Source organism: uncultured Devosia sp., assembly GCF_913055165.1.
Lineage (GTDB): Bacteria > Pseudomonadota > Alphaproteobacteria > Rhizobiales > Devosiaceae > Devosia.
This window is the reverse complement of record NZ_CAJXJS010000026.1, coordinates 21,539-47,330: the sequence shown is the minus strand read 5'-3', so window position 1 is coordinate 47,330 and position 25,792 is coordinate 21,539. Positions and strand designations below refer to the sequence as shown.

The following is a 25,792-nucleotide window of genomic DNA, read 5'->3' as shown; positions in this document are numbered from 1 at the left end:
GAAACCCGCCGCCATGGTCGCCAATACCGAGAGCATCAGCCCGCTCGGGAGCACCATTCCCGGCCAATAGATGCGCAGGCCCGCATTGGCGCCGACAATGGCAAGCATCACCATGGCCGCCACGGCGTGGTTCCAGCTGGCCACGCGGATGCGGATGCCCGGGACCGCCAGCAGCTCGAGCGTCCCCACCAAGGCGGCCAACACCCCGAAGCCGAAAGCAGCGCCCGCAGCCCATTTACCGACCTCGAGCCAGAACGGGTCAGCGTTCCACCAATAAAAGATGTCGACGCCCAGCGTAGCGACGACGAAAGCGATGGGGAAATGCACCAGCATGGCATGGATGGGATGGCCGGCCACGGCGATGGCCGAGCCGATATCCTTTTCCGCCACGGCACGGATAGCCGGATTGGGATGATCGGAAGAAGCCTCGGGCGGCGACTCCTCGTCGCGGATTTCGGTTTCCTCGTCCTCGCGCGGAATATCAGTCATCTGGTTCGCCCCCTGTTCAGGCCCGTTGCCCTTGGTGCAACGCCGCTGCTGCTGGCCGGTTGCACGGGCGCGCTGTCCACGCTCGATCCGGCCGGCCCGCGCGCCGCCAATCTGGCAACGCTCTGGTGGGTGATGCTGTACGGATCGGTCCTGCTGTTTGCGCTGGTGATGGTGCTGTTCGGGCTGGCCTATCTGCGCCCAGCATGGGTGACCCGCATCACCCCTTCACAGTGGATCGTGGGCGGCGGGCTGGTGTTGCCCATTCCGATCCTGGTGCTCCTGACGGGAACGGCGCTGGTGCTGGGCGAGCAATTGCTGCCCAAAGGCGATGCGCCGCTGCGCTTCAAAGCCCATGCCGAACGCTGGCAGTGGACCTTCATCTATCCGGACGGACGCGAGATGAGCGACGAAACACTGCATATTCCCGCCGGGCAAGCAGTCGATATCGCCGTCACCTCCGAGGATGTGATCCATTCCTTCTGGGTCCCTCGGCTGGGCGGCAAGATCGACGCCATTCCGGGGCATGAAAACCTCATCCGGCTCGAAGCCGACGAGCCCGGCACCTATTGGGGGCAATGCGCCGAATATTGCGGGCCGGGGCATGATGGCATGTGGTTTCGGGTCCAGGCGCATGCGGCTGAGGACTTCACAGCGTTGATGGAGGGGCGGCGATGAGCGAACGCCCGTCTCCCATCGCCCTGCACAAGCAGCTCGAAGCCATCTGGAGCACGCCGCCGGGCCTCGCCCGCCTGTCCAGCGTCAACCACACCATATTGGGCAAGCGCTTCATGGCGCTGGCTCTCTGCTTCTTTGGTATTGGCGGCCTGCTGTCCATGCTGATCCGGGCGCAAATGGCCACGCCCGACAGCGCCTTTCTCGGCCCGGACATCTACAACCAGGTTTTCACCATGCATGGCACGGTGATGATGTTCCTGTTCGCCATTCCCATGTTCGAGGGCTTTGCCATCTACATGCTGCCCAAGATGCTGGGTGCGCGCGACCTCGCCTTTCCCCGGCTCACTGCCTATGGCTTCTGGTGTTATCTCTTCGGCGGGTCGATCCTGATCGTGGCCATGCTGGCGGGCGTCGCCCCCAATGGCGGCTGGTTCATGTACACGCCGCTCTCTTCCAAACCTTACACCCCCGGCATCAATGCCGATGTCTGGCTCCTGGGCATCACCTTTGTCGAAATCTCGGCGGTGACGGCGGCGGTCGAGCTGTTCGTCACCATTCTCAAGATGCGGGCGCCGGGCATGGCGCTGAGCCGCATGCCGCTGTTTGCCTGGTACATGCTGGTGACTGCGGGGATGATGATCATCGGCTTTCCGCCATTGATCCTGGGGTCGATCCTGCTGGAACTGGAACGCGCCTTCGATCTACCCTTTTTCGATCCGACGCGGGGTGGCGATCCGCTACTCTGGCAGCACCTGTTCTGGCTGTTCGGGCATCCGGAAGTCTATATCATCTTCCTGCCTGCCGCCGGGGCGCTCTCCACCATCATTCCGGTCTTCGCGCAACGGCCGATCCTGGGCTATCGCGCCATCATCGCCGCCATCGTCGCCATGGCGTTCCTCAGCTTCGGGCTCTGGGTGCACCACATGTTCACCGTGGGCATTCCGCATCTGGCGCTGGCGTTCTTTTCCGCCGCCAGCGCCCTGGTGGCCATCCCCACGGCGGTGCAGATCTTTGCCTGGATCGGCACGCTGGCGTCCGGCAAGCCGCGCTGGGACATTCCCATGCTCTATGTCGCCGGCTTTTTCATCGTCTTCGTCATCGGCGGGCTGACCGGGGTGATGCTGGCCATGGTGCCGTTCAATACCCAGGCCCATGACAGCTATTTCGTGGTCGCGCATCTGCACTATGTGCTGGTGGGCGGTTTCGTCTTCCCCATGCTGGCAGCGATCTATTATTGGCTGCCCCATATCTCGGGGCGCCAAAGTCTCTACCGGCTCTCGATCCCGGCCTTCTGGCTGATCCTGATCGGCTTCAACCTCACCTTTTTCCTCATGCACCTGACCGGGCTGATGGGCATGCCACGCCGTATTTCCACCTACCCCTCCAATTGGGGCTGGGACTGGCTCAATCTCCTCTCCTCGGTCGGTGGTTTTGTCCTCACCATGGGCTTTGCGTTGGTGCTCGCCGACATGGTGCTGCAATTCCGTTTCGGGGCCCGCTTCCGGCGCGATCCGTGGCGAGCCGGAACATTGGAATGGGCCACGGCGACCCCGCCACCGAGCTATAATCTCGCATCCATTCCGCATATCGAGGCCCGCGCCGACCAATTGCAGCCGGCGCTCATCGGCCCCACTCTGGCGGGCGGGCAAGGCTATCTCGGCTTTGCCCGTGCAGGCGAACAGGAGACGCTTGGCGTCAACATGGTCACAGGCGCGGTCGAACATCTGATCACCTTGCCGCGCCGCTCCTACCTGCCCCTTTCGACGGCCCTGGCGACGGCGAGCTTTTTCCTCGCGCTGCTGTTCAGGCTCTATTGGTTGGCGCCCATTGGCGCGCTGGTCACGCTTGGTCTTTTCCTGGTCTGGCCGGTGAGCCTGGGCGAAAAGCGGGACAAGGGACCCATCGATATTGGCCGGGGCGTTTCCGTTCCGCCCGATGCGGAGGCAGCCGACAATGTCACTGTCCTTGCCAACCGCACCGCGCTGGCGATGAACGCAACGCTGTTCGCCTCGCTGCTCTTTGGCGGGCTGTTCCTGCTGGTGGTTGCGCCCAATTGGCAGGACACAGGCGCGGCGCAGGTTCCTTTGTGGGCGGCCGCCCTGGCCATCCTCGCCGCCATGTCTGGTGCTGCGCTCGCGGCGCGCGCCAGACAGGGCAATGCGCGCGGGGGCACCACGCATCTCGACCTGATCCTGGCCGTTCTGGCCCAGCTGGCGGCAATGGCTACGACCATTGCCGCCGTGCTCTGGCTGGACGATCCCACGGGCCATGCCCGCGAGGCCGTACCCTTCGTGGTGCTGGGCTATGCGGGGCTGCATTGTGGACTGGGTGCCGTCATGTCGGCCCACGCGTTTTGGCGTCTCACTCGGGGCTACATATCCGCGCGCCGCCAGACGGAAATGGTACTGGCCGCGCTCTGGAACGGCTACGCCGCAGGCGCCGTCATTCTGGCATTTGGCCTCACCGGCATTCTCGCGATGGGCGGTGCAATGCCATGACTGCCATGACTGCCATACTCTCCCACCCGCTGGTGCGGCTGATTGCCGGCTTTGTCGTCTGGTCGGTGGCCTTCGTCGTGCTCTATGCCGCTCAGGCGCTCGGCTGTGCCTATGGCTGGGGCGACTGGCACCGGCCGATCCTTTGGCTGCTTTTCCTGCTCGCCCTCGTTCCCATGGCCTGGCTCGCCCTGCTCGGCCCCCGCCACGATCACCAGCACGCGCTGAATATGGCCGCGGTTTGGACCAACCGGGCTGCGCTCCTGGCCGCTGTCCTCATCTTCCTGCCTGTGACCTTTGCGAGCTTGTGCCAATAGCCCGCGCGGACACTGTTGCCACAATGCTGTCGCCCTTGACCCGCACAGACAAGGCGCATCACAAGGGACCAAGCATAGCGGTGGATACAAATACACTTCTCATTCTGGGCGTCGGGGCGGCCCTGCTGATCTGGTTGGTTTTCTCCGTGCTCCGAAAGCTGTTCGGTCTGGCGCTCATCGCTGCCCTGGCCTTTGGCGGCTATTTGGTCTGGACCAATCCGGAACTGCTAGACCAAGCCTTGTTACTGGTCGGTGCCTGAGCCGGCTCGACTAGCCTATCCCAGATGCCGGGCGAAAAACGCCAGCACCGCAGCCCGCATGGTGGGCGTTTCCTGATGTCCCACACCCGGTTCGCTGATGAACTCAAGCATATGCGGCGCATCCGCGTAGGCGGGGCGCAGTTCCTCCAGGGCACGTGCCACCGCTTCGGGCGGGCTCAGGTGGTCAGCCTCGCCTACGCAGATCAACTGCGGACGTGGTGCAATCAGCGACGCAATTGACCCGCCATCGGCCTCCTTGAGCAGGCCAGGGACTGTCAGATAAATCCCATGACCATCATGCGCACCAAGCTCGATCATCGTGCGGAAATCGGCGAAACAGCACAAATGCGCCACAGCCGCAATTCGCTTGTCCAGGGCTGCCAGCCAATAGCTGAGAACGCATCCCATCGACAGCCCGAAGGCCCCTATCCGCGCCGCGTCCACATCATCGCGTCCAGCCAGATAGGTCAAGGCTGCCGCATGGTCGGACAGCATCTGCCCAAAGAGGGACTTACCATACCAAAGCAGAGCCTTGGACGCTGCGCTTTCGCTCACCGTGGCGCGTTCGCCGAAAATGGGCATGTCGATGCATAGCGTTACATATCCGGCGCGCGCAAATACCGGTCCCAACGGCCCGACAAGGTACTCCCGGCCATCCAGCAATTCACGCGCGCCGATGGCATACCCGCCGCCATGGGAGTGCCCGTAAAGAATTGCAGGTAGGGGACCCGAGGCCGCGCCGGGTCGTGTCAGGATTCCCCTGACCTCCTCGTCCCCGATGCGCAGGCGCAAATGCTCAACGACATAATCGTCCATTGGCTCGATCGTCTTGTCCAGCCGGGTAACGCCGCGGTCCTCGAAGCCGAGGAGTTCGCCAAATCGGGTTGCTGTGATCGACAAGGGAAGCTCCAAGGCAGCTGGTGACACCAAGACCTATCCATGGGAAGTGCCTTTGGCGCAACTCAGCTTTTTATTCATCGGCACTTGCCGATGAAAGAAGAAAGGGCCATGTAGGAGGTCTCTTTCCGATCTTTCCTCGGTCAAGGCATTCATTATGTCCAAGCTTTTCTCCCCCATCACCTTAAGAGACCTCACCCTACGCAATCGCACGGTGGTCGCACCCATGTGCCAGTATTCCGCCATCGATGGCTTCGCCAATGATTGGCACTTTGTGCATCTTGGCCGCTTTGCCCTTGGCGGATTTGGACTGGTGGTCGTGGAAGCGACCGGCGTGGTCCCGGAGGGGCGCATTTCTTATGGCGATTTGGGCCTATGGAAGGACGAGCAGATTGCACCTCTGGCGCGCATCGTGGACTTCCTGCACGACCAGGGCGCGGCTGCGGGCATGCAACTCGCCCATGCTGGTCGCAAGGCCTCGACCCCCGTTTCCTGGCACACCTCGGCCGACCTCGAGACTGAGGCGGGCCGAGCGGCTGTGGGTTACGAGCACTGGCAGCCCGTCGCACCCAGCGCGGAATCACACGATCCGGATAATCCCGATTTTCAGGTGCCCATAGCTTTGGATGAAGCCGGCATCAAACGCGTCATCGATGGATTTGTCGCCGCCGCCATTCGCGCCGAAAGGGCCGGCTTCGATGTCGTCGAAATCCACGCCGCTCACGGCTATCTGCTCAATCAGTTCCTTTCGCCCCTGTCCAATCATCGCACCGACCAGTATGGCGGCAGCCGCGAGAATCGCATGCGGCTGGTGCTCGAGGTCGCGGAGGCAGTCCGTGCCGTCTGGCCAGAAGACAAGCCGCTCCTGGCACGCCTGTCGGTGAGCGACAATGCTCCCGGAGGTTGGACACCCGAGGATAGCGTGGCGCTGGCCCGCGAACTCAAGGCGCGTGGCGTGGACGCGATCGACTGCTCGAGTGGCGGCTTGGCTCAGGGCCGCATTGCCTCAACCGCTGCCTACCAGGTACCGTTCGCCCGTGCCGTCCGCGAAGGCGCAGACATTCCGACCATGGCTGTAGGCTTGCTCGGCGATATCGAAGCCGCCGAAGCTATCCTTCAAAACGGTGAGGCAGACTTCATCGCCCTGGCCCGTGGTGCCCTGGACGACCCGAATTGGGCCGTGCATGCCGCCCGTGTGCTCGACGGCGATTATGACCTGTGGCCGGTACAGGCCCGCCGCGTGGCCGGGCGCGACCAAGTCCTGGGCCTACGCGCCTAGGCGGCCGCCAGCGATATCCACATAACGACACAGGGCGAACCAAATTTTGCCCTGTTGTCCCGCTCACTCTTGCAGCGCGCGTCGCCAATGACCACGTGGTTTGGACGCACGGGAGACTGAAATGGACACCAAGGCCGCGATCTTCGCACTCATGACCGTATGGGGCGTTGGCACCTGTCTCGCCGTTCCGGCGATTGCTCAGGAGGCCGAACCGGTCGCCGGAGAAGACGACTCGGTTCGGGAGAACCCGTTGCTCAATCGGGTTTGGGTCAGGCAGGGGGAAGCGCAGGGGCTTCCCGGCGTCATGCATATTTTCCTGTCCGACGGCACCATGGTCTCCGACAGTTGCTGGGAAACCTATCGGCTCTCAAACTGGCAGCAATTGTCTGAGACCGAGATTTCTTGGGAAGAAGACGGCATGACCATCAGTGCCGACATCGCCTCTCTGACCAGCGACGAACTGGTGCTGAGCCTCAAACTTATGGGCGGAGTAGAAGAACAGCGCTTCACCCCGGCAGATGTGCCCTATGTCTGCCCCGATATGGAAAAATGAGCCCAGACGGGCCCCATTTCCACCCTTTGTTCAGATGATGAGCTGCGTTCCGATCTCCACCACACGGCCGGTGGGAATGTGGAAATACTCCGTGGCGTCGCTGGCATTGCGTGCCAGCCGGATGAACAGGCGATCCTGCCAGAACCGCAACGGGCCTGATTTCTGGCCCAGTTTCAGAGAACGGCGCGACAGGAAGAACGAGGTCGACATGATGTCGAACTTCCATCCCAGCTTGCGGGCCAGCGCCAGCGCTTTTGGAATGTTCGGCGTCTCCATGAAGCCGAATGTCACGACGACGCGAAAGAACAACTCATTATAGGCGTCGATAGTCACCTTTTCATCGTCCGGCACGCGCGGCGAGGTTGAAGTCCGGACTGTCAGGATCACGTTCTGTTCGTGCAGCACCTTGTAGTGCTTGAGGCTGTGAAGGAGGGCGGTTGGGGCGCCTTCGACATCGCTGGTCAGGAAAATGGCCGTACCCGGAACGACAGTCGGCTTCTTCTTGGACAGGTTCTCGACCAGGAATTCGAGCGGAACTTCGTCTCGGCGGGGTTTCTCCGCCAGCCGCCGTCGTCCGGCCATCCAGCTCACCATAATGATCACGAGAAAGCCGGCCACCACGGCAGGCACCCAGCCGCCCTGGGTGAATTTGGCAAGATTAGCGACAAAGAACCCGAGATCGATCAGACCAAGAGGGATAACAACCGCTAGTGCCGTATGGACCTTCCAGCCCCAGATGCCGCGCATGACCACGAAGAGCAGCACGGCTGTCACCAGCATCTCGCCAGTCACCGCGATACCGTAGGCCGCCGACAGGGCGCTGGAACTCTGGAAGCCGATAACCAGCACCATCACCGCAATGAACAGCATCGTGTTGACCTGCGGCATGTAGATTTGCCCGCTCTGCGTTTCCGAGGTGTGCAGAACGTTGAGGCGCGGCAGGAGGTTGAGGTTGGTTGCCTGGCGCGCCAGCGAGTAGGCCCCGGAGATCACCGCCTGGCTAGCAATGACCGTCGCCATGGTCGCCAGGATTACCATCGGGATACGCGCCCATTCTGGTTGCATCAGAAAGAACGGATTTTCCGCTGCGGCAGGATGTGCCAGCACAAAGGCACCCTGCCCGAAATAGTTCAGCAACAGGCAAGGGAAGACGATGAGCAGCCAGCCCAGGACGATAGGTTTTCGGCCAAAGTGGCCGAGATCCACGTAGAGCGCTTCGGCGCCGGTTACGGCCAGAAACACCGCGCCCAGGACAACCAGCGCAATACCGGTATGGTTTATGACGAAGGTGAGGCCGTAGAACGGGTTGATTGCAAACAACACCTGCGGTGCTTCGCTAATATGAACGGCGCCTGACACGCCGAGCGACAGAAACCAGATCGCCGTGATTGGACCGAATACGGCGGCCACCTTGCCGGTGCCGAAACGTTGCACCATGAACAGCGCAATGATGATGATAAGGGTGACCGGCACCACCCAGCGCGCCAACCGCGGCTCAACCACTTGCAGGCCTTCCACGGCCGAAAGTACGGAAATGGCCGGGGTGATAATGGCGTCCCCAAAGAACAGCGCCGCGCCCACCAGGCCCAGCGCCAGCACCACGCCTTTGTTGGATTTGACCGCCTTGCGGGCCAGCGACATCAGCGAGAGTGTGCCACCTTCGCCATTATTGTCTGCCCGCAGCACGAAGCCGACATATTTGACTGTGACAATTAAAGTGAGAGCCCAGACGATCAGCGAGAGCAGACCAAGCACTTCGTCATAGCCGGCAACGCCCTGACCGCCATGCGTTGTGGCATGCAATGCCTCGCGAAACGCGTAGAGCGGACTGGTCCCGATATCGCCGAAAACGACGCCCAGAGCACCGAGCACAAGGATCGGCAGGGCAGTCTTTGCGTGGCCGGCCTGTTCGGTCGCTACGTCACCGGCCTTGGCGCCGGCAGTTTCCGTATGCGTCATGAGCTTTGGGGCTCTCGCTGTTTCAAGGCGGGCGCCGCTATACACCCGTACCCGTTCACAAACAACACCCGCAGCACCGAATAGTTCGCATGCGAAAGGGGCCACCCAGCAAGGATGACCCCTCTTTTCAGCTCATCGCTGTTGCTGATCGCCCTTATTCGGCAGCTTCAGCCACAGCATTCTCATCCTCGCGCGCCGCCTTGGTGGCTTCGCCCCACCAGATCAGCTGGTCCAGCATGTCCTTGGCGGAGGCCCCGATCGAACCTTCGATTTCGTTGATCGGCTTGTTCTGCTGGCCAAGCGGGTGAACGGCGAAGAAGTCGGCGCCACCGATGTGAACCGCCGCACGGGTCGAGACCATCTGCAGTTCGACACCAATGCCGCGCAGGTGCTCTGCAGCGCGGGCAGCGCCCACCGTGCCATAGCCCACAATGCCGAAGGGCTTCTTGTTCCATTCGTTATAGGCCTGATCGAGCGCGTTCTTCAGAGCGCCGGTGATCGAGCGGTTGTATTCGGCCACGACAAATATAAAGCCATCATACTGGCCAACCTTCGACTGCCAGGCGACGGCCTTTTCATTGCTGGACGGCATCCAGAGATTGGACGCCATTTCATCAAAAAACGGCAGGTCGAAATCGCGCAGGTCGACCAGATCCGCCTCGATCTCGGGCCGTTCATTTGCCTTCTCGAGGATCCAACGCGCCGGCACTTCGCCGAAACGGCTGGGACGGGTGGACGAGATGACGACGCCGATCTTGAGCTTGGACATGTGATGCCCTCCTTGGTAACAAATCGTAACTGAGGCGATATATGTGCCTGTTACGAAAAGCCTCAAGAAGGCACCTTGTTGTCAGCCGGAGACAATTACGTGCCCCGGGCACACAAATGTAAGTGTCGGAGAAGGCAGCATTTTCAGTCGTTACGGCAGAATCGTCGCGAGATCGGGCCTGCAATGAAGCCGGACCGCGGACGCAGCGTTCCAGCACGCTGAACAATGCGATCAGTCGAGGACGTTATTATAGGCACGAACAGCCTCGGCAAATCCCATCAGCAAGGCATCTGCGGTAATTCCATGTCCTATCGAGACCTCGGCCACGCCCGGCACGGCCGCCTGAAAGGCTGGCAAATTCTCTAAGGTGAGGTCGTGCCCCGCATTAACACCGAGCCCCGCGGCCAGGGCCGCTTTGCAGGTCACTGACAGGATTGCCAATTGCCGCTCGGCCGCTTCTGGATCGTCATGGCACGCACCATAGGGTCCGGTGAACAATTCTACCCGATCCGCGCCGGTCGCCTTTGCGGCGGCAATGCCCGTTTCACCGGCGTCGGGATCGCAGAAGAGCGAAATCCGTCGATCGGGCCGCTTGAGACGCTGAACAACCGAGGTCAGGAAATTGCCCTTGCCCACGAAGTCCCAGCCATGATCGGACGTTGCCTGCGCCGGATCATCCGGGACGAGCGTCACCTGGTGCGGATTAGCCTCTTCAATAAGCTCAAGGAAATCCTCGCTGGGATAACCCTCGATATTGAATTCCGCTTCCGGATACTCGACACGCAGAAGCGCCACCAATTCAAACACGTCCGTGCGCCGGATATGCCGCTCATCAGGGCGCGGGTGCACGGTGATCCCGCTCGCCCCCGCGTCGAGCACCACCCTCGCAATTCCCGTCACGCTCGGCCAGGGCAGATCGCGACGATTGCGCAATTGCGCGACGGCATTGAGATTGACGGAAAGCAAAGTCATGGCAGGAACCCGGATCAACAGGCCCCTGCCATACACCAGACTGGGCGGCTCGCCCAATCGAACCTTTTGATAAGAGCGATCAGCGCCTTGCCGACTACATCCCCTCCGGGCCGCGATTGATCGCAGCCAGGCCCGTGCGGACCACCTCGACCAGCCCGAGCGGCTGCATCAGGGCAATAAAGCTGTCGATCTTGGACGGTTTTCCGGTGACCTCAAAAACGAAGCTCTCGACGGTTGCGTCCACGATTTGCGCTCGGAAGGCGTCGGCCAGACGCAGCGTCTCAGCACGGTGGTCGCCGGTTCCATTGACCTTGATCAACGCCAGCTCGCGCTCAAGATAAGCGCCTTCGGCGGTCAGGTCGTGCACGCGATGAACCGGCACCAGCCGCTCCAATTGCGTCTTGATCTGCACCAGCACCTTGGGAGTGGCGATGACAACAACCGTGATGCGACTAAGTCGCTTGTCGTGTTCGGTCTCGCTGACAGTCAGGCTCTCGATATTGTAGCCGCGAGCCGAAAACAGGCCAACGACACGGGCCAGAATGCCAGGTTCGTTATCAACCAGGACGGAGAGAGTGTGTCGCTCGTTCAGCTGGGTTTCCTGCGTCAGGAAATAGGCCGAGCCGGTAGGCTGCAAATGTGCGTTCATTTTTCGTGTCCTCCGGCGCCCTAGACGAGCGCGCGTCCCTTCTCGTCGATGATGTCACCGATATTGGCCGTATCGGGCAGGATGATTTCGTTATGCGGCTTGCCCGAGGGGATCATGGGCAGGCAGTTTTCGTCTTTCTCCACCAGCACGTCGAATAGCACCGGTCCGTCGTAGTTGATCATCTCGGCGATCGCCGCATCGAGTTCGGCCGGCGTGTCGCACTTGACGCCCTTGGCCCCGTAAGCCTCGGCCAGCTTGACGAAGTCGGGCAGCGATTCCGAATAGGAATGGGCGTAGCGCGATCCATGCAGCAGGTCCTGCCACTGTCGGACCATGCCCATACGCTCGTTGTTGAGAATGAAGATCTTGACCGGCAGGCGATACTGCACCGCCGTCGACAGTTCCTGCATTGTCATCTGCACCGAGGCCTCACCGGCAATGTCGATCACCAGTGCATCCGGGTGCGCCACCTGCACGCCGACCGCCGCTGGCAGGCCATAGCCCATGGTGCCGAGCCCCCCGGAGGTCATCCAGTGGTTGGGCTTGTCGAAATGAAAATGCTGGGCCGCCCACATCTGGTGCTGGCCGACCTCGGTGGTGATGAACACCTCCTTGGACTGGTTCTTCGTCGCCTCATAGAGCCGCTGGATGGCCCATTGCGGCTTGATGGTGGTGTCCGAATTCTTGAAGTTGAACGAGCCGACGGCGCGCCACTTCTCGATCTGCTTCCACCAGGTGGAAATCGCCTCGGTCCGCGGTTCGTTGGTCCGGCTGCGCCACACGCGGATCATCTCCTCGAGCACGCGATGACAGTCGCCCACGATCGGCACATCCACCCGGATGATCTTGTTGATCGAAGATGGGTCGATGTCGACGTGGATCTTCCGGCTGTTGGGCGAGAACGCATCGATACGCCCGGTGATGCGGTCATCGAACCGTGCGCCGATATTGATCATCACGTCGCAGTCATGCATCGCCATATTGGCTTCGTAGCTGCCATGCATGCCCAGCATGCCCATCCACTGCGGGTTTGAGGCCGGGAATGCACCCAGGCCCATCAGGGTGGACGTCACCGGAAAGCCGGTGAGTTCGGCCAGTTCGCGCAGGCTGTCGGAGGCCTGGGGACCGGCATTGATGACACCACCGCCGGTGTAGAAGATCGGCCGCTCCGCCTTGAGCATCAGGTCAACGGCCGCCTCAATCGCTGCAACATCACCATCCATCTGCGGGCGATAGGACTTGTGCCGCAGGGTCTCGATCTCGGGTTTGAAATACTCCCCAACGGCGAATTGGACATCCTTGGGAATATCGATCACCACGGGACCGGGACGGCCGGTCGTCGCGATATGGAAGGCCTCATGGAGAATACGCGGCAGGTCAGCGACGTTCTTGACCAGATAATTGTGCTTGGTGCACGAGCGGGTAATTCCGACCGTATCGCATTCCTGGAAACCGTCCGTGCCGATCAGCGTGGTCGGCACCTGGGCGGTGATGCAGACCAGCGGGATCGAATCCATCAGCGCGTCGGTCAGGCCAGTGACTGCGTTGGTGGCACCGGGACCAGAGGTCACCAGCACCACGCCAGGCTTGCCGGTCGAGCGCGCATAGCCTTCGGCCATATGCGTGGCGCCCTGCTCGTGCCGCACCAGAATGTGCTTGACGAAATCCTGCTGGAACATCGCGTCATAGATCGGCAGCGCTGCTCCGCCGGGATACCCAAAGATGTGCTCGACGCCCTGGTCGGTCAGCGCCTGGATCACCATCTCTGCGCCGGTCATTTTCTCGGCCATTTGTCAGCCCTTCCTAATCCTCATGGCCCTTTGAGGCCTGTTCTTCATTCCGCCTCTCCCGCCCGGCGGAAAAAAGGCAATAAAAAAGGCCCCGTTTGGGACCTGTTTTCGGCGCACCAGCATTCGCGCAGGGTTCTACCCCACGTTGCCGATGCGCCAGCCTACTACGAGAATGAGTGCCCGCACGGGACCGCTCCAAAAATTCTAGACGGCGCATTGATAAAAGCAGTGTCGCGCCAAAGTCAAGCCGCCATGTCCCCACCGCGCAGCTGCGGCACGAATTCTCGTGCACAGGCACGATTCCCGATCAAATTGGGGCTGGCAGGGACTGATCGAGATGTTAAGTCGGAACCCACTTCGAATATGACAGTTTGGTGACATGAGCAAAAGCGCGCTCGACAAGGATTTGCAGCGGGTCTCGGGCCTCGAAACCGCCACCCATGATCTCAGCCGCTCGCTCGCGGCACCTGGTATCGCCCTGGTGTTCCTGCTGGTCGCGGGCGTTTGGGCAGCCTTTGTCATGGGTCAGGGCCCAGGAACCTACGTCGTCGTTCTCGCGGCCCTTATTGCCGGCTACATGGCGCTCAATGTCGGCGCCAACGACGTTGCCAACAATATGGGCCCCGCCGTGGGCTCGCGGGCCCTCACCATGGTGGGGGCGCTGGTCATCGCAGCCATCTTCGAGGCGGCAGGCGCCCTGCTGGCGGGCGGCGATGTGGTCAATACGGTCGCGCGCGACCTGCTGATTTCTCCCCAGATGGACAACCACACCTTCATTGTGGTGATGATGGCGGCTTTGCTCGCCTCCGCCCTCTGGGTCAATCTTGCCACCTATGTTGGGGCCCCCGTCTCCACCACCCATGCCGTCGTTGGCGGCGTGGTGGGCTCCGGCATTGCCTCTGCCGGCCTGGCCGTCGTGAACTGGCCAACCATCGGGGCGGTTGCCGCCAGCTGGGTGATCTCCCCGGTCATGGGCGGCATCATCGCCGCCCTGTTCCTGGTCATCATTCGCATGACGATCACCACGCGGCTCGACAAGATTACCTCGGCCCGGGTTTGGGTACCGATCTTCGTGGCAGTCATGACGGGTATCTTCGCCATGTATCTGTCAACCAAGGGCCTCAGCCGGATATGGAAGCCGGGCTGGGGGATCACCTTCCTGCTCGGGCTGATCTTTGGCCTTCTGGGCTGGGTCGCCGCCATGCCCTGGGTACGCCATCAGTCCAGGCACATGGAAAACCGCAAGAAGCATGTGGCCAACCTCTTCCGACTGCCACTGATCGTCTCGGCAGCGCTGCTGTCCTTCGCCCACGGCGCCAATGACGTTGCCAACGCCATCGGTCCATTTGCTGCCATCGTCACTGCCATTCAAACGGGCGAAGGTGAGGTTGCTGGCATAGCCCTGCCCTTCTGGGTACTGGCCATCGGCGCCATCGGCATCTCGCTGGGCCTGGCGCTGTTCGGACCGCGCCTGATCCGCACCGTGGGCGAGCAGATCACCAAGCTCAATGAAATCCGCGCGTTTTGCGCCGCATTGTCAGCCGCGGTAACTGTCCTCATTGCCTCGGCCCTGGGCATGCCGGTTTCGTCCACCCATATCGCCGTGGGGGCTGTGTTCGGCGTAGGCTTCCTGCGCGAATACATTTCTCGGCGCGAGATGGAAGGTGCCGTGGTGCCGATCAACGCCCGCTTCGTGGACCCCAGCCAGCTCAACGCGACGCCAGAGGAAGCCCTGGCCAATGCCCGGCGCGTGGAGACGCGAATGCTGGTCCGCCGCCAGCATGTCTATTCCATCGCTGCCGCATGGGTTATCACCGTGCCGGCCTCGGCCCTGGTCTCGGCGATCCTCTATCTAGGCCTGAATGTGTTGATCAACTAACCGGAAATCAGCCGATTATGAAGGGTGAGGGCTAGGCGACCAAGCGTCGGGTCAGCCAGTAACCTGCGGGCCTCTGACAACGTGGCCCAGTGCCGCATCCGCTGGTTCTTTTCCTTGTAGTCCTCCAGCTGCTGCGTCACGCGCAGCGGGTAGAGATCCACATCCACAAGGCCGACATTGTCGCCGCCGGCGCCTGTCCGATACGAGCCGATCGGATCTGGAGAGATTTCTCCGAGAACCCCGGCCTCATCTCGGGCTTCCTGTGCCGCGCTTTCCCACGGGGTCATATCCGGCTCAATCGCCCCTTTCGGAAAGATCCACTTTCCGCTGCGGCGCGACGTGATCAGGAGGAAAGCCATCCGCCCTTCGACAATCGAATAGGGCAAGGCGCCCGATTGCTGCAGGGTTGATGCGGTTTCAACCCGCGGGTTCCAGTGTTTGAGAAAGTCGCGCATACCGTCGTAAATCATACTCGAGTCGGATTGTTCACCTAGCCGCACAGATCGGCCCGGAGATTGCAAGCAAAAGGGCCCCGCAGGGCCCTCTCACTCCGGGTTTTTCACCGTTTCCATCGCGGAACGGCAAATTCCTCCGGCTAATCTGCGTTAGCGCTTAGCTCAGCAGGGTCAGCTCGGTCGCCGAGACCTTGCCGTCACGACCGGTCTGCAGCTCGAAGCTGACCTTGTCGCCTTCGTAAAGGCCCTGCAGGCCCGAACGCTGGACAGCGGAGATATGGACGAACGCGTCCTTTTCGCCATTGTCAGGCGAAATGAAGCCATAGCCCTTGGTGGTGTTGAAAAACTTCACGGTACCGGTGATTGCGGCCATCTGTATGGTCCTCTTGGTCTGTTAAGCCGCTGATGCGGCGGAAGGGTTTATCCAGGACGTGCTATTCCCGGACTTACGGTTCACGAGATCAGGAGGTAGCCAAGTTTCCGGCAGGGCCGGTCGTTCAGATAGCGCAAGACAAGTGGCACGTATGGGCTAATTATCTCTGCCTGCTGCGACTTTTTCAAGACTGTTGTCGCAACACCGTGCGATACATGCGCCGGACACAAAAGAACACCCGGTCAGGGGGCCAACCGGGTGTCTGGCGCCTGGGGGCGCGTGGCCGCAGGGGGCGCTGCGGCTTGGCTCTGCAGCGCTTATCCGCGCGGGCAGGTATCGATGTAGCGGGTACCATCCGGGCGCTCATACACGCAGCGATCGCGGCTGGTCCCGTAGTAGCCAAGGAGTTCACCGGCCGCAGCGCCGGCCACTGCGCCGATACCCGCACCCACGGCCGTACCAACGACATTTCCGCCCGTCGCGGTCGCGCCGACAATACCGCCGCCAATCGCACCTACGGTCGCGCCTTGTTGGGTAGTGGTGCAGGCCGCAAGGGATAGCGCAGTAGCGATGATGATCAGGATCTTGTGCATGAATTCCTCCAACGAAAAGCTCGCACGAAGGAATGCACGGGTCCGTGAATGGTTCCGCGGCAGTTTTAAACTTTATTAATTCAACCGTTGGCCTTCCAGCCAAAGCCGGCCGCCGTCACACCCAGCCACGCCAGGATCATCAGGCCGCCCCCAAGCGGCGCAGCGCCGGGGAACAGCGCCTGGCCCACGACCTCCCGCAGGGCCAGATCAACGCCAAAGATCAGCGTACCGGCAATCATCACCAAGCCCATTGCCAACATTGGACGCGTGCGACCTGCCAGCCCCAGGGCAAGCAGAACCGGCGCGTGGGCCAGAAAGATTGTCGCAATCGCGGACATATTGCGGCTTTCGCCATGCGACGCAGCCGCTGCAGCGGCTACCCCAGCGGCGCCCATCAAACCAGCAGTCATCATCAACAGGCGCGGCATCCACTGCATCATTGGCTCTCCAGACAAGGACGCGGCTTCCGCGCCGGGTCGGATTGGACTACAGCATGATGTGCGAGTGAGAGAAAAAACAATGAGCGACAACGTCGCGGCGGCGCCGACTGTGCCGTCAGGCCCCCGTTTGGTCAGCGGCTGGGGTGCGGAATTCCGTGCCACCTTTGCCCTGGCTTGGCCTCTGGTCATTGCCCAGATTGCACAAAATGCCCTTCAGGCCACCGACGTCGTCATGATGGGCTGGCTTGGCCCGGAAGCCTTGGCCGCCGGTACTTTGGCCAACAGCTTCCTAATGCCACTCTTCCTGTTTGGCGTGGGCGTGGTTGGCGCCGTCGCGCCACTGACTGCACAGGCCCGTGGCCGCCGTGACATCAAGGCCATCCGCCGCGTTGTGCGTCAGGGTTTCTGGGCGGCCATCCTCCTTGCGCTTGTGCTCGCCCCGCTGATGCTGCAGATTCGAACTGTCTATGGCTGGCTCGGCCAGGACCCTGCGCTGGCCTCCCGCGCCGAAGAATATATCCAGATAGCCGTGCTGATGCTCGCACCTGCCATGGGGGTGATCGTGTTGCGGTCGCTATTGTCGACCTTCGACGCCACACGGGTAATCCTGGTGATCACCATCGGAGGCGTCATCGTCAACGCCGTCACCAATTATCTGCTTATGTTCGGCAATTTCGGCCTGCCCCGGCTCGAATTGCGTGGCGCTGCCATCGCTACGGTAATGACGAACCTTTTCATGCTCGCAGTCATGCTCGGCTATGTCTTGCGGCATCGGCGTTTCAAGCGCTTCAACATCCTCATTCGATTCTGGAAACCGGATTGGCCCCGGTTCCGCGAGATATTCCGCATCGGTACGCCCATCGGCCTGACTGTCTTGGCCGAAGTGGGTCTCTTCGCCGCCGCCGCCATTCTCATCGGACGCCTGGGCACGGATGAGCTGGCAGCACATGCCGTCGCCCTGCAATGTGCCTCGCTGGCCTTCATGGTACCCCTTGGGCTGGGCATAGCCTCAACCGTGCGCGTCGGAGTTGCCTATGGTCGCCGGGACGCCGAGGGCATCCGCAAGGCCGGCTGGGCCAGCTTTCTGCTCGGCACCGGCTTCATGGCTATTTCGGCTCTGACCTTTGTCTTTTTCGGGCCTGCTATAGTTACCCTGTTTCTCGATCCCAAACTCCCAGAGAACCAGGCCGCCCTTGCTCTTGCGGCTACCTATCTCGCCATCGCGGGCTTGTTTCAGCTCGTCGACGGCGCCCAGGTGGTAGCCGCTCATGCTCTGCGCGGATTGAGCGACACCAAGGTGCCAATGGTCATGGCGATCTTCGGCTACTGGTTCGTTGGCCTGCCCGTCGCGTGGCTGTTCGGCTTTGTGCTGGACCTCCGCGGCGTCGGCATCTGGTTCGGGCTCGCTGCCGGCCTTGCCTTCGTCGCCGTGCTTCTGGTCGGCCGCTTCGCCCTGCGCGAGCGGCTTGGCCTGCTGCGACTGACGGCCTAGGTCGAAGCGCCTCCAAGCCCCAGGCGCGGCCAGTCTGCCATACGATTGCGGAACCACGTCCGTTGGCGCTTGGCATATTGTTGCGTGGCAATGGTCGCCAGGGCAATCGCCTCTTCGCGGCTGCAAACTCCGTCCAGCCAATCTGAAATCTCTCGCACACCGATCGCCTTCATCACTGGCAGCGATGGATCGAGATCGAGCGCCCGCAAAGCCTCAACCTCCGCCACGGCGCCAGTGGCAAACATGACCTCGAACCGACGAGCGATCCGTTCGCGCAGCACAGCGCGGTCAGGCGACAACACCATCCGCTCCACAGACCAACCCTCCAGGACCCCCGGCTGCTGATCGTCCTGGAAGCTCGACAGTGCCCGCCCCGTCGCGCGTTTCACTGCAATGGCCCGCGTTACCCGCTGCGGATCAGCCACTTTGAGCCCCTGGGCAGTTATCGGATCTTCCGCCTCAAGCAGAGCCATCCGTTGCGGCTCTTCAAGCGCTTGAATCTCTTGCTGAACTTGAAGCGTCAGCTCGGGAGAAATTTCCGGCACATCCGCGAATCCATTTGTCAGCGCGTCGAAGTAAAGCCCCGTACCGCCGACAAAAATCAGCTCCCGATCCGGATCAAACTCCTCCAGCAACCCCTGAACTGCCCGCACCCACTGACCCGTCGAAAAGCGCTCCGAGGCTGGCACTGTCCCATAGAGGCGATGCTCTGCCAGCGCTTCATCCTCGGCACTTGGGCGGGCTGTGACGATCCGCAGCGTGTCATAGACCTGCATGGCGTCGGCATTGATGATGATTCCGCCGGTGGCCCGTGCACGCTCGAGCGCCAGGGCCGACTTGCCGCTGGCAGTCGGACCCGCTATCAGCACAGCGCGCCTCTGGTTCGTCACCTGTTGCTCCCGAAAGTTGCCACCACCATGCCGGTTCTCTCGCTTATCGCCAATCCCGCCGATCCCGAACTGGATGCGGCGCTGGCCCAGGCCGTCCTCGCCCAGACCGGCGGCGAGCTGAATTGGCTCAGCCACGGCGTAGCCTGCGATATCCTTGAGCCCAGCGCACCGCAAGCCCTTGAATTGGCGCGTGATATCATCGGCAGCAAGGCGGTTGATGCCAATCTGGTACCGACAGAAGGTCGCCGCAAGCTGCTGCTGGTCGCCGACATGGATTCCACCATGATCGAGCAGGAATGCATTGATGAACTGGCCGCCGCCCTCGGGTTGAAGCCGCAAGTGGCGGAAATCACAGAGCGAGCCATGCGTGGCGAGTTGGACTTCGCGCAGGCTTTGGACACGCGTGTGGCATTGCTCAAGGGGCTCGAACGCAAAGCGATCGAGGAGGTCCGACGCGAAGCCATTACCCTGGCCCCGGGCGGCCGCGCGCTCGTCCAAACCATGAAGGCCTATGGGGCCTATACCTCGCTGGTCTCCGGTGGCTTCACCTTTTTCGCCGACTATTTTGCCAAGCGCATCGGCTTTGATGAGGCCATCGCCAATGTGCTCGAATTCGAAGGCGACACTCTTACCGGCACCGTGACGAAACCAATCGTCGACAAGAATACCAAGCGTGAGCGCCTGCTGGCGCTGGCCACCGAACACGGCCTTGACCTTGATCGCACCTTGGCCGTGGGTGACGGCGCCAACGATCTCGACATGATCGGTGTTGCCGGCTTTGGCGTGGCGCTCCATGCCAAGCCCGCGGTAGCGGAAGCCGCCGGCATTCGCATCGATCATGGCGACCTGACAGCCCTGCTTTATCTTCAGGGCTACGCCGAGGACGACTTCGTCCGCTAGCTTCCCCCAAATAGCAAAGGCCGGCACGGTTCCCCGTGCCGGCCTTCATAGTTTGCCGCCCCCAACTATTGCGCGGTAGAGGGCGCCGTTTCCTCAGCCGGTGCGGGCGTCTCGGTGCCCACCGTTGGCTGCAGTTCCGAGCCATCCTCCAGCGTCATGGTCGGTGCCACGGCATCTTCGATGCCAAGGCCGTCCAAGGCCGGTTCGTCAGAGCCTGTGCTGACTTCCGGCGCTGCGGCCGGAGTGATCGGCGTCGCAAGATTGGCGCTGGCCGCCGGGATGTCGCCGTCCGAACCAAAATAGCGGAAGAAGGCGCTGTCGGGCGAAAGCACCATGGTGGTGCCGCTATTGGTCAGGGCCGTCCGGTAGGACTCCATCGAGCGATAGAACTCGAAGAATTCCGCGTCCTGGCCATAGGCCGCCGCATAGATGCGGTTGCGCTCAGCGTCACCCGTACCACGGATGATTTCCGCATCACGCGTGGCCGCAGCCACGATTTCCACCGCCTGACGTTCCGCAATGGCGCGCAGGCTCTGCGCCTGTTCCTGACCACGTGCACGCAGCAGGGCCGCTTCGGCCAAACGTTCGGCGCGCATGCGCTCATAGGTCCGCTCGGAGACTTCGCTGGCCAGATCCGTACGCAGAATGCGCACATCGACGATCTCGATGCCGAGCTGGGCCATTTCCGGACGGATCAGGTCGCGGGCTTCAGTCATCATCTGCGGGCGTTGCTCGGAAAGAGCCGCGTTGAACTCCCGCAGACCATAGACCTGACGCAGGGCAGCGTCGAAACGGGTCGCGATACGGTCCTGCGCAACCGAAAGCTGGCCCAGGGCGCGCTGACGGAACAGCACGGGGTCAACGATCTTGTAGGTCAGGAACGCGTCCACCTCGTAGAAGGCACCGCCCGAAACCTGCACGGTCATATCGGCAATATCCTGGCGCAGCAGACGATCTTCGATGATCTGAACGCTATCCACGATATCGGTGGGGATCTTGAAGTAGAGACCCGGCTCCGTGCGGACATCCGTGATCTGCCCGAAGCGCAGCACGATGGCCTGCTCGCGTTCATTGACCACATAGATCGAGGAGAACAGCACATAGAGGGCGGCAACAATGACCGCGCCGATGATAAAGAGGCGATTGCTCATGGCTTATTCTCCCGACCCGGTCGTTACATTGGTGCGGGAACGCAGTTCCGGCAGCGGCAGGTAGGGCACGACACCCGAACCGCCGGCGCCGTTCTCGACGAGCACCTTTTCGGACGCCGCCAGAACCTCTTCCATGGTTTCCAAGAACAGGCGCTTGCGGGTGACCTCAGGCGCGTTGACATATTCGGCATAGACCGCATTGAAGCGCTCGGCCTCACCGGTTGCTTCCTGCACCACGCGGTTGGAATAGGCCGCTGCCTCTTCGCGCAGCGCCGCGGCCTGACCGCGGGCGTCACCCAAAAGGGTGTTGGCGTAGGAACGCGCCTCTTCCTGAAGACGATCCTCGTCCTGCTCGGCGCGCTGCACCTCGTTGAAGGCGTCAGCCACTTCGGCCGGCGGCGCGGCATTCTCGATCGAGATCTGGCTGACGGTCACGCCCATACCATAGCTATCCAGGATGGACTGGGTGATCTGCTGCACCTCGATGGCGATACCGGCGCGGTCATCGCGGAAAATATCCTGGGCAGGACGGCGCCCGACGATTTCGCGCATGGCGCTTTCCGCCGCATTGCGCACCATCTCTTCGGGATCGCGCACATTGATGAGATAGTTGATCGGATTGCTGACCGACCAGAGGACGGCAAAGCGCACATCCACGATGTTCTGGTCACCCGACAGCATCAGCCCGTCATCAGCATTGGCGCGCGAGCCGGAGCCCGATGCCGTACCGATCGTTGTCTGGTTCTGCGAGGTGTTGACCTTCTCGACCGTTTCAACTGGCCACAGATGGAAATGCAGGCCCGCGGTGGACAGCTCCTGCTTGGGTGCACCCAGACGGAACTCGACCCCCACTTCGGCTTCCTCAACGGTATAGACCGAGTTGAGCAGCCAGAAGGCACCCAGCACCAGCACGCCGCCAATCAGCAGCCAGCGCCCACCCGGCAGACCGCCGCCAAACTGCGCCCGCCCACGATTGAGGATATCCTCGAGATTTGGCGTGTTCCCGCCCGGACGGCGTGGACCGCCGCCGCCTCCACCCGGCGCCTGGCCCCAGGGACCGCCATTGTTGCGGCCGCCTCCGCCACCATTATTCTCCCAAGGCATCGCAATCCTTTCGGTGTCTAAGAGAAATCTTTGCTGCCATATATAGGCAAGGGGCGCGGACGATCAATGCGCGGTCCCGTGAATGCGTTCGTAGATCTTGACGCTGTAGCGGGCCCCGTCCTTGTCGGACCGGGGTACGTCCGGTTTCCCGATCACCCGCCATTCTGCCGGATCGATGGGCGGAAAGCGAACGTCGCCGTCCGGCTCCAGCTCGACATGGCTGATATAGAGACGGTCGGCCAGCGGCATGGCCTGCGCGTAAATGTCGCCGCCGCCGATGACCATGATTTCATTGAGTTCGCTGGCTTCAGTGAGCCGCCGCGCCGCCGCCAGGGCCTCGGGCAGGCTGTGACGCACCAAGACGCCCTCAGGCGCATAATCATGCTGCCGCGTCACCACGATATGCGGCCGCCCCGGCAGTGGTTTGGCAAAGGTCTCGAACTGCTTGCGGCCCATGACCATCGGCTTGCCCATTGTGGTCTGCTTGAACCAGGCGAAATCGGACGGAATGCGCCAGGGAATGGACTGTTTGGCACCAATCACATTGTTGCGGGCGACAGCGGCAATCAGCGAGATGACAGCCGTCATTGACTGCCCAGCGCGACCAACGCCTCCCCATCGACCCGCACCTTGGTCCACTCGTCCTGCATCACGCCTCCCTGGCTCTTGTAAAACTCGATGCTGGGTTCGTTCCAGTCGAGCACCCACCACTCGAACCGCCCCAGCCCCTCCTCTACGCAGCGGCGCGCCAGATGGACCAGCAGCGCCTTGCCGATCCCGTTGCCGCGCATTTCCGGGTCGACATAGAGATCTTCCAGCCAGATGCCGTGCCGCCCCTGAAAAGTTGAATAGGTATAGAACCAGAGCGCGAAACCCACTGGCACTCCTTCCCATTCGGCAATTTCGCAGAAGACTTTCGGTTCGTGGCCGAACAGGTCGCGCGCAATGTCGCCCGCACTCGCCTTCGCTTCATGCTCCAGCTTCTCATAAACCGCCAGCTTGCGGATGAACGCGACGATGAGCGACGCATCGGCGGGTATGGCGGGGCGGATGGTGAGGGGTTGCGTCACGGGCTTTCCTTCGTCTGGTGGTGGCCGCGGCAGGCACCGCGACAACAACACCATCCCACTCGCTGACAGTGGCTCTCGGGTCAAGCCCGAGCGCGGACAGGCAGAAAAAGCAAGACCGCCCTCACATCCAGTTCTGTCGCTCCAGGATCAGGATGTCCAGCTCCTCCTGCGGCCAGTAGTTCTCCTTGACCATCTCGAAGGTGGTCGGGCCGATTTTCTTCACCCCTTCGCCGCAGAAAGAAACCAGATTGTCTGGATCACCCTTGTCCACCACCAGGCGGAATGTCTCGATACCGCCGCCGGCCCAATTGCCGCCCGTGGTCAGGATGTAGGAAATCCAGCTTTCAAAAAAAGGCGCGCTCCAGGGCTCGTCCGGATTGCTGAGGGTCTTGCGGACCGCGGCAATGAAGCTGTCATCGGTGCAGTATTTCTGCCGGTATTCGGCGGCCGAATCGTATCCTTCATAGGGCTCGGACAGAAAGACAACGCCCGTGGTTCCGCCAACGCTGGGCTTGTAGCGATGTTCGACCACCACCTTTTCGCGCGCCGGAAAAGTCGCTTCCCAGGTATAGGTGGCGCGATAGGTCCAGAACGGCCAGTGATGCGTTTCCCAACCCTCGCCGGCGTCAAACTCATCCGGCACGACCATGCCCAGGTGCAGGAGGTCCGCCGTTGTCTCTTCATCCAGTGCGTCGACCGCGTCGATGGACTCCTGGCGGATGGGGACGATGGGAATGCCCAGCTTCTGCAGCACCTTGGTGCGGTCCACCCCAGCCGCAAAGGCATATTCATGCAGCGTGGACTGCAGGGGCTCGCCGTTGAAGGTGGTTTCGAATGCGAAGAGATTGTCCGCCGGCCCCTCGGGAAAAGCAACGGGCGACCAGTGATTGGGCACGATATCGGGCATGGGAAAGGCCACCAGCAAATGGTGATCCTGGTCGCTGTCGTTCCGGAACGTGTAGGTCACCCGGATTTCATCCTTTGAGATGAACAACTCCTCACGCTCCATGGCGATCTCGCCATGCGACACGAATTCCAGTCCGCCCGTGGTCAGCACCGCAGCGGTGTCGTTGGCCAAGGCCGGCGCGGCGGCCAACGCCAGAAAAGTTGCAACAAAAGCCCTCATCTCACCCTCCCGGCCATCTGCCAGATTTGTCTAGCACGCCGGCACGCCCCGGAAACGGTCAAACTGTGGGTGAGCGACCCAGATATTGAAACCATTTGCGCTCGAGGGCAGCATCGAGATCGATCTGATTGGCACGGGCAAAGAGCAGCAGTATGCCCAACACATCGGCACTCTCGTCTTCCAGGGCGCGCCAGAAGGCCGGCCGCGTCGGCGCCCTTCTGGCGCGCCCGCGCGGTGGTCTTGAGATATTCAGCGACCAGCTCGCCCAGTTCTTCCTGCAGCTTCAGCAGGTACCAGTCGCCGCTGGGCACAATAGCATTGCGTGAGGCATAGATGTCGCCAACCTGGCCAACAAGCTCGGTGAGCTCAGGCAGCGACCGGCTCATACCGCGATGGGCGCCGCAATGCGCGGATGCGGGTCGTAGCCCTCGAATGCGAAGTCCTCGAACACAAAATCCTCAAGCCGCTTGCGCTCAGGATTCATGATCAGCTTGGGCAAGGGCCTCGGTTCGCGCGTCAGTTGCTCTTGAGCCTGCTCGAAGTGGTTGCTGTAAAGATGCGCATCGCCCAGCGTATGAACGAAGTCGCCGACGTCGAGGTCACACACCTGCGCCACCATATGAGTCAGCAAGGCGTATGAGGCGATGTTGAATGGCACGCCGAGGAAGGTGTCGGCGGAGCGCTGGTAGAGCTGGCAGCTCAGCCTGCCATTGGCGACGTAAAACTGGAACAGAGCATGGCAAGGGGGCAAGGCCATGTTGTCCACCTCGGCCGGGTTCCAGGCGGAGACGATATGCCGGCGTGAATCGGGCTTGTTGCGAATGCTCTCGATCACATTGGCGAGCTGGTCAATTTTGCGCCCGTCGGGTGCGGGCCAGCTGCGCCACTGCGACCCGTAGACCGGCCCCAGATCGCCGTTCTCATCGGCCCACTCATCCCAGATGGTGACGCCCCGCTCCTGCAGCCATCGCACATTGGTCTCGCCGCGGATGAACCACAAGAGTTCATAGATGATCGACTTCAGGTGCAGCTTCTTGGTGGTGACCAGCGGAAACCCCTTCGAGAGGTCGAAGCGCATCTGATAGCCGAAGATCGAACGCGTGCCGGTGCCGGTGCGGTCCGACTTGTCGGTGCCGCTTTCGAGAATGTCTGAGAGAAGCGTCAAATAGGGCTGCATGGCGCACATCTAGCGCGATTCGGAACGGCGGAGCGAGG

28 protein-coding genes are annotated in these 25,792 nt (G+C 61.7%); 10 read left to right on the top strand and 18 right to left on the bottom strand.

The features are described 5' to 3' along the window. A partial coding sequence (locus tag QZ564_RS10425; protein ID WP_297108960.1) for a DUF2231 domain-containing protein occupies positions 1–489 on the bottom strand: 489 nt, incomplete at its 3' end. Between QZ564_RS10425 and coxB the strand changes: the two genes are divergently transcribed. The 4 genes from coxB (at position 412) to QZ564_RS10405 (ending at position 4,236) form a co-directional block, all read left to right on the top strand. Beyond that, on the top strand, positions 412–1,164 hold the full coding sequence (gene coxB, locus QZ564_RS10420; protein ID WP_297108957.1) for a cytochrome c oxidase subunit II: 753 nt from the start codon (positions 412–414) through the stop codon (positions 1,162–1,164). The two genes, QZ564_RS10425 and coxB, sit on opposite strands and share 78 nt — an antisense overlap. Then, positions 1,161–3,662, top strand: coding sequence for a cytochrome c oxidase subunit I (gene ctaD, locus QZ564_RS10415; protein WP_297108955.1), 2,502 nt, complete (start codon positions 1,161–1,163; stop codon positions 3,660–3,662). Before coxB ends, ctaD begins: the two co-directional genes overlap by 4 nt. Beyond that, a complete protein-coding gene (locus QZ564_RS10410) occupies positions 3,659–3,976 on the top strand; it encodes a hypothetical protein (protein WP_297108952.1) in 318 nt (105 codons plus the stop codon). Before ctaD ends, QZ564_RS10410 begins: the two co-directional genes overlap by 4 nt. A gap of 80 nt (positions 3,977–4,056) precedes the next feature. Further along, positions 4,057–4,236: a hypothetical protein gene (locus QZ564_RS10405; protein WP_297108950.1), complete on the top strand. Its 180-nt coding sequence runs from the start codon at positions 4,057–4,059 to the stop codon at positions 4,234–4,236. Between the two features lie 15 nt (positions 4,237–4,251). Here QZ564_RS10405 and QZ564_RS10400 read toward each other — a convergent pair whose 3' ends face one another. Continuing rightward, on the bottom strand, positions 4,252–5,136 hold the full coding sequence (locus QZ564_RS10400) for a prolyl oligopeptidase family serine peptidase (protein ID WP_297108947.1): 885 nt from the start codon (positions 5,134–5,136) through the stop codon (positions 4,252–4,254). A 154-nt stretch (positions 5,137–5,290) separates the two neighbouring features. Here QZ564_RS10400 and QZ564_RS10395 point away from each other — a divergent pair, with 154 nt between their 5' ends. Next, positions 5,291–6,412, top strand: a complete 1,122-nt coding sequence (locus QZ564_RS10395; RefSeq protein ID WP_297108944.1) for an NADH:flavin oxidoreductase/NADH oxidase — start codon at positions 5,291–5,293, stop codon at positions 6,410–6,412. A 121-nt stretch (positions 6,413–6,533) separates the two neighbouring features. Further along, positions 6,534–6,965, top strand: a complete 432-nt coding sequence (locus QZ564_RS10390; RefSeq protein ID WP_297108941.1) for a hypothetical protein — start codon at positions 6,534–6,536, stop codon at positions 6,963–6,965. Between the two features lie 30 nt (positions 6,966–6,995). Here QZ564_RS10390 and QZ564_RS10385 read toward each other — a convergent pair whose 3' ends face one another. From QZ564_RS10385 to QZ564_RS10365, 5 genes are all read right to left on the bottom strand, one after another. Continuing rightward, the gene (locus QZ564_RS10385) at positions 6,996–8,924 is read right to left on the bottom strand and encodes a potassium transporter Kup (RefSeq protein WP_297108938.1); all 1,929 of its coding nucleotides are present in this window, start codon (positions 8,922–8,924) and stop codon (positions 6,996–6,998) included. Positions 8,925–9,078: 154 nt separating this feature from the next. Further along, the gene (locus tag QZ564_RS10380) at positions 9,079–9,693 is read right to left on the bottom strand and encodes an NAD(P)H-dependent oxidoreductase (RefSeq protein ID WP_297108935.1); all 615 of its coding nucleotides are present in this window, start codon (positions 9,691–9,693) and stop codon (positions 9,079–9,081) included. A 231-nt stretch (positions 9,694–9,924) separates the two neighbouring features. Beyond that, positions 9,925–10,665, bottom strand: a complete 741-nt coding sequence (locus QZ564_RS10375; protein ID WP_297108932.1) for a pyridoxine 5'-phosphate synthase — start codon at positions 10,663–10,665, stop codon at positions 9,925–9,927. Positions 10,666–10,759: 94 nt separating this feature from the next. After that, the gene (ilvN, locus tag QZ564_RS10370; RefSeq protein ID WP_297108929.1) at positions 10,760–11,314 is read right to left on the bottom strand and encodes an acetolactate synthase small subunit; all 555 of its coding nucleotides are present in this window, start codon (positions 11,312–11,314) and stop codon (positions 10,760–10,762) included. A gap of 20 nt (positions 11,315–11,334) precedes the next feature. Then, entirely contained in the window at positions 11,335–13,104 is a 1,770-nt protein-coding gene (locus QZ564_RS10365; protein WP_297108927.1) for an acetolactate synthase 3 large subunit, read from the bottom strand. A 379-nt stretch (positions 13,105–13,483) separates the two neighbouring features. Between QZ564_RS10365 and QZ564_RS10360 the strand changes: the two genes are divergently transcribed. After that, complete coding sequence (locus tag QZ564_RS10360; protein WP_297108924.1) at positions 13,484–14,983, top strand: inorganic phosphate transporter; 1,500 nt, start codon at positions 13,484–13,486, stop codon at positions 14,981–14,983. On the opposite strand, the gene QZ564_RS10355 is transcribed toward QZ564_RS10360, so the two are convergent. The 4 genes from QZ564_RS10355 to QZ564_RS10340 all read right to left on the bottom strand — a co-directional run bounded on the left by QZ564_RS10355 (position 14,980) and on the right by QZ564_RS10340 (position 16,844). Then, positions 14,980–15,453: an NUDIX hydrolase gene (locus tag QZ564_RS10355; protein ID WP_297108921.1), complete on the bottom strand. Its 474-nt coding sequence runs from the start codon at positions 15,451–15,453 to the stop codon at positions 14,980–14,982. The genes QZ564_RS10360 and QZ564_RS10355 overlap by 4 nt on opposite strands. A gap of 142 nt (positions 15,454–15,595) precedes the next feature. Next, entirely contained in the window at positions 15,596–15,811 is a 216-nt protein-coding gene (locus QZ564_RS10350) for a cold-shock protein (RefSeq protein WP_035087182.1), read from the bottom strand. 317 nt (positions 15,812–16,128) lie between these two features. Beyond that, on the bottom strand, positions 16,129–16,404 hold the full coding sequence (locus tag QZ564_RS10345) for a hypothetical protein (RefSeq protein WP_297108918.1): 276 nt from the start codon (positions 16,402–16,404) through the stop codon (positions 16,129–16,131). An 80-nt stretch (positions 16,405–16,484) separates the two neighbouring features. After that, complete coding sequence (locus QZ564_RS10340) at positions 16,485–16,844, bottom strand: DUF423 domain-containing protein (RefSeq protein WP_297108915.1); 360 nt, start codon at positions 16,842–16,844, stop codon at positions 16,485–16,487. Between the two features lie 79 nt (positions 16,845–16,923). Here QZ564_RS10340 and QZ564_RS10335 point away from each other — a divergent pair, with 79 nt between their 5' ends. Beyond that, positions 16,924–18,336, top strand: coding sequence for an MATE family efflux transporter (locus QZ564_RS10335; protein ID WP_297108911.1), 1,413 nt, complete (start codon positions 16,924–16,926; stop codon positions 18,334–18,336). Here QZ564_RS10335 and miaA read toward each other — a convergent pair. Next, complete coding sequence (gene miaA, locus QZ564_RS10330; protein WP_297108908.1) at positions 18,333–19,226, bottom strand: tRNA (adenosine(37)-N6)-dimethylallyltransferase MiaA; 894 nt, start codon at positions 19,224–19,226, stop codon at positions 18,333–18,335. The genes QZ564_RS10335 and miaA overlap by 4 nt on opposite strands. Before the next feature lie 27 nt (positions 19,227–19,253). Here miaA and serB point away from each other — a divergent pair, with 27 nt between their 5' ends. Beyond that, entirely contained in the window at positions 19,254–20,126 is an 873-nt protein-coding gene (gene serB / locus QZ564_RS10325) for a phosphoserine phosphatase SerB (RefSeq protein WP_297108967.1), read from the top strand. Between the two features lie 65 nt (positions 20,127–20,191). Here the strand turns inward: serB and QZ564_RS10320 are convergent, their stop codons facing one another. From QZ564_RS10320 to QZ564_RS10300, 5 genes are all read right to left on the bottom strand, one after another. Next, positions 20,192–21,277 carry a protease modulator HflC gene (locus tag QZ564_RS10320; protein WP_297108905.1) on the bottom strand — a complete coding sequence of 362 codons (1,086 nt, stop codon included), beginning with the start codon at positions 21,275–21,277 and terminating at the stop codon, positions 20,192–20,194. A gap of 3 nt (positions 21,278–21,280) precedes the next feature. Beyond that, a complete protein-coding gene (gene hflK / locus QZ564_RS10315; RefSeq protein WP_297108902.1) occupies positions 21,281–22,381 on the bottom strand; it encodes an FtsH protease activity modulator HflK in 1,101 nt (366 codons plus the stop codon). A gap of 63 nt (positions 22,382–22,444) precedes the next feature. Continuing rightward, positions 22,445–22,969, bottom strand: coding sequence for a dihydrofolate reductase (locus QZ564_RS10310; protein WP_297108899.1), 525 nt, complete (start codon positions 22,967–22,969; stop codon positions 22,445–22,447). Beyond that, on the bottom strand, positions 22,966–23,451 hold the full coding sequence (locus QZ564_RS10305; RefSeq protein WP_297108896.1) for a GNAT family N-acetyltransferase: 486 nt from the start codon (positions 23,449–23,451) through the stop codon (positions 22,966–22,968). The genes QZ564_RS10310 and QZ564_RS10305 overlap by 4 nt, the downstream gene beginning before the upstream one ends. A gap of 121 nt (positions 23,452–23,572) precedes the next feature. Beyond that, positions 23,573–24,577, bottom strand: coding sequence for a DUF4424 domain-containing protein (locus tag QZ564_RS10300; protein WP_297108893.1), 1,005 nt, complete (start codon positions 24,575–24,577; stop codon positions 23,573–23,575). Between the two features lie 152 nt (positions 24,578–24,729). Between QZ564_RS10300 and QZ564_RS10295 the strand changes: the two genes are divergently transcribed. Further along, positions 24,730–24,903 carry a hypothetical protein gene (locus QZ564_RS10295; RefSeq protein WP_297108891.1) on the top strand — a complete coding sequence of 58 codons (174 nt, stop codon included), beginning with the start codon at positions 24,730–24,732 and terminating at the stop codon, positions 24,901–24,903. 56 nt (positions 24,904–24,959) lie between these two features. On the opposite strand, the gene QZ564_RS10290 is transcribed toward QZ564_RS10295, so the two are convergent. Continuing rightward, positions 24,960–25,754: a thymidylate synthase gene (locus QZ564_RS10290; protein WP_297108886.1), complete on the bottom strand. Its 795-nt coding sequence runs from the start codon at positions 25,752–25,754 to the stop codon at positions 24,960–24,962. Positions 25,755–25,792: the final 38 nt, after the last annotated feature.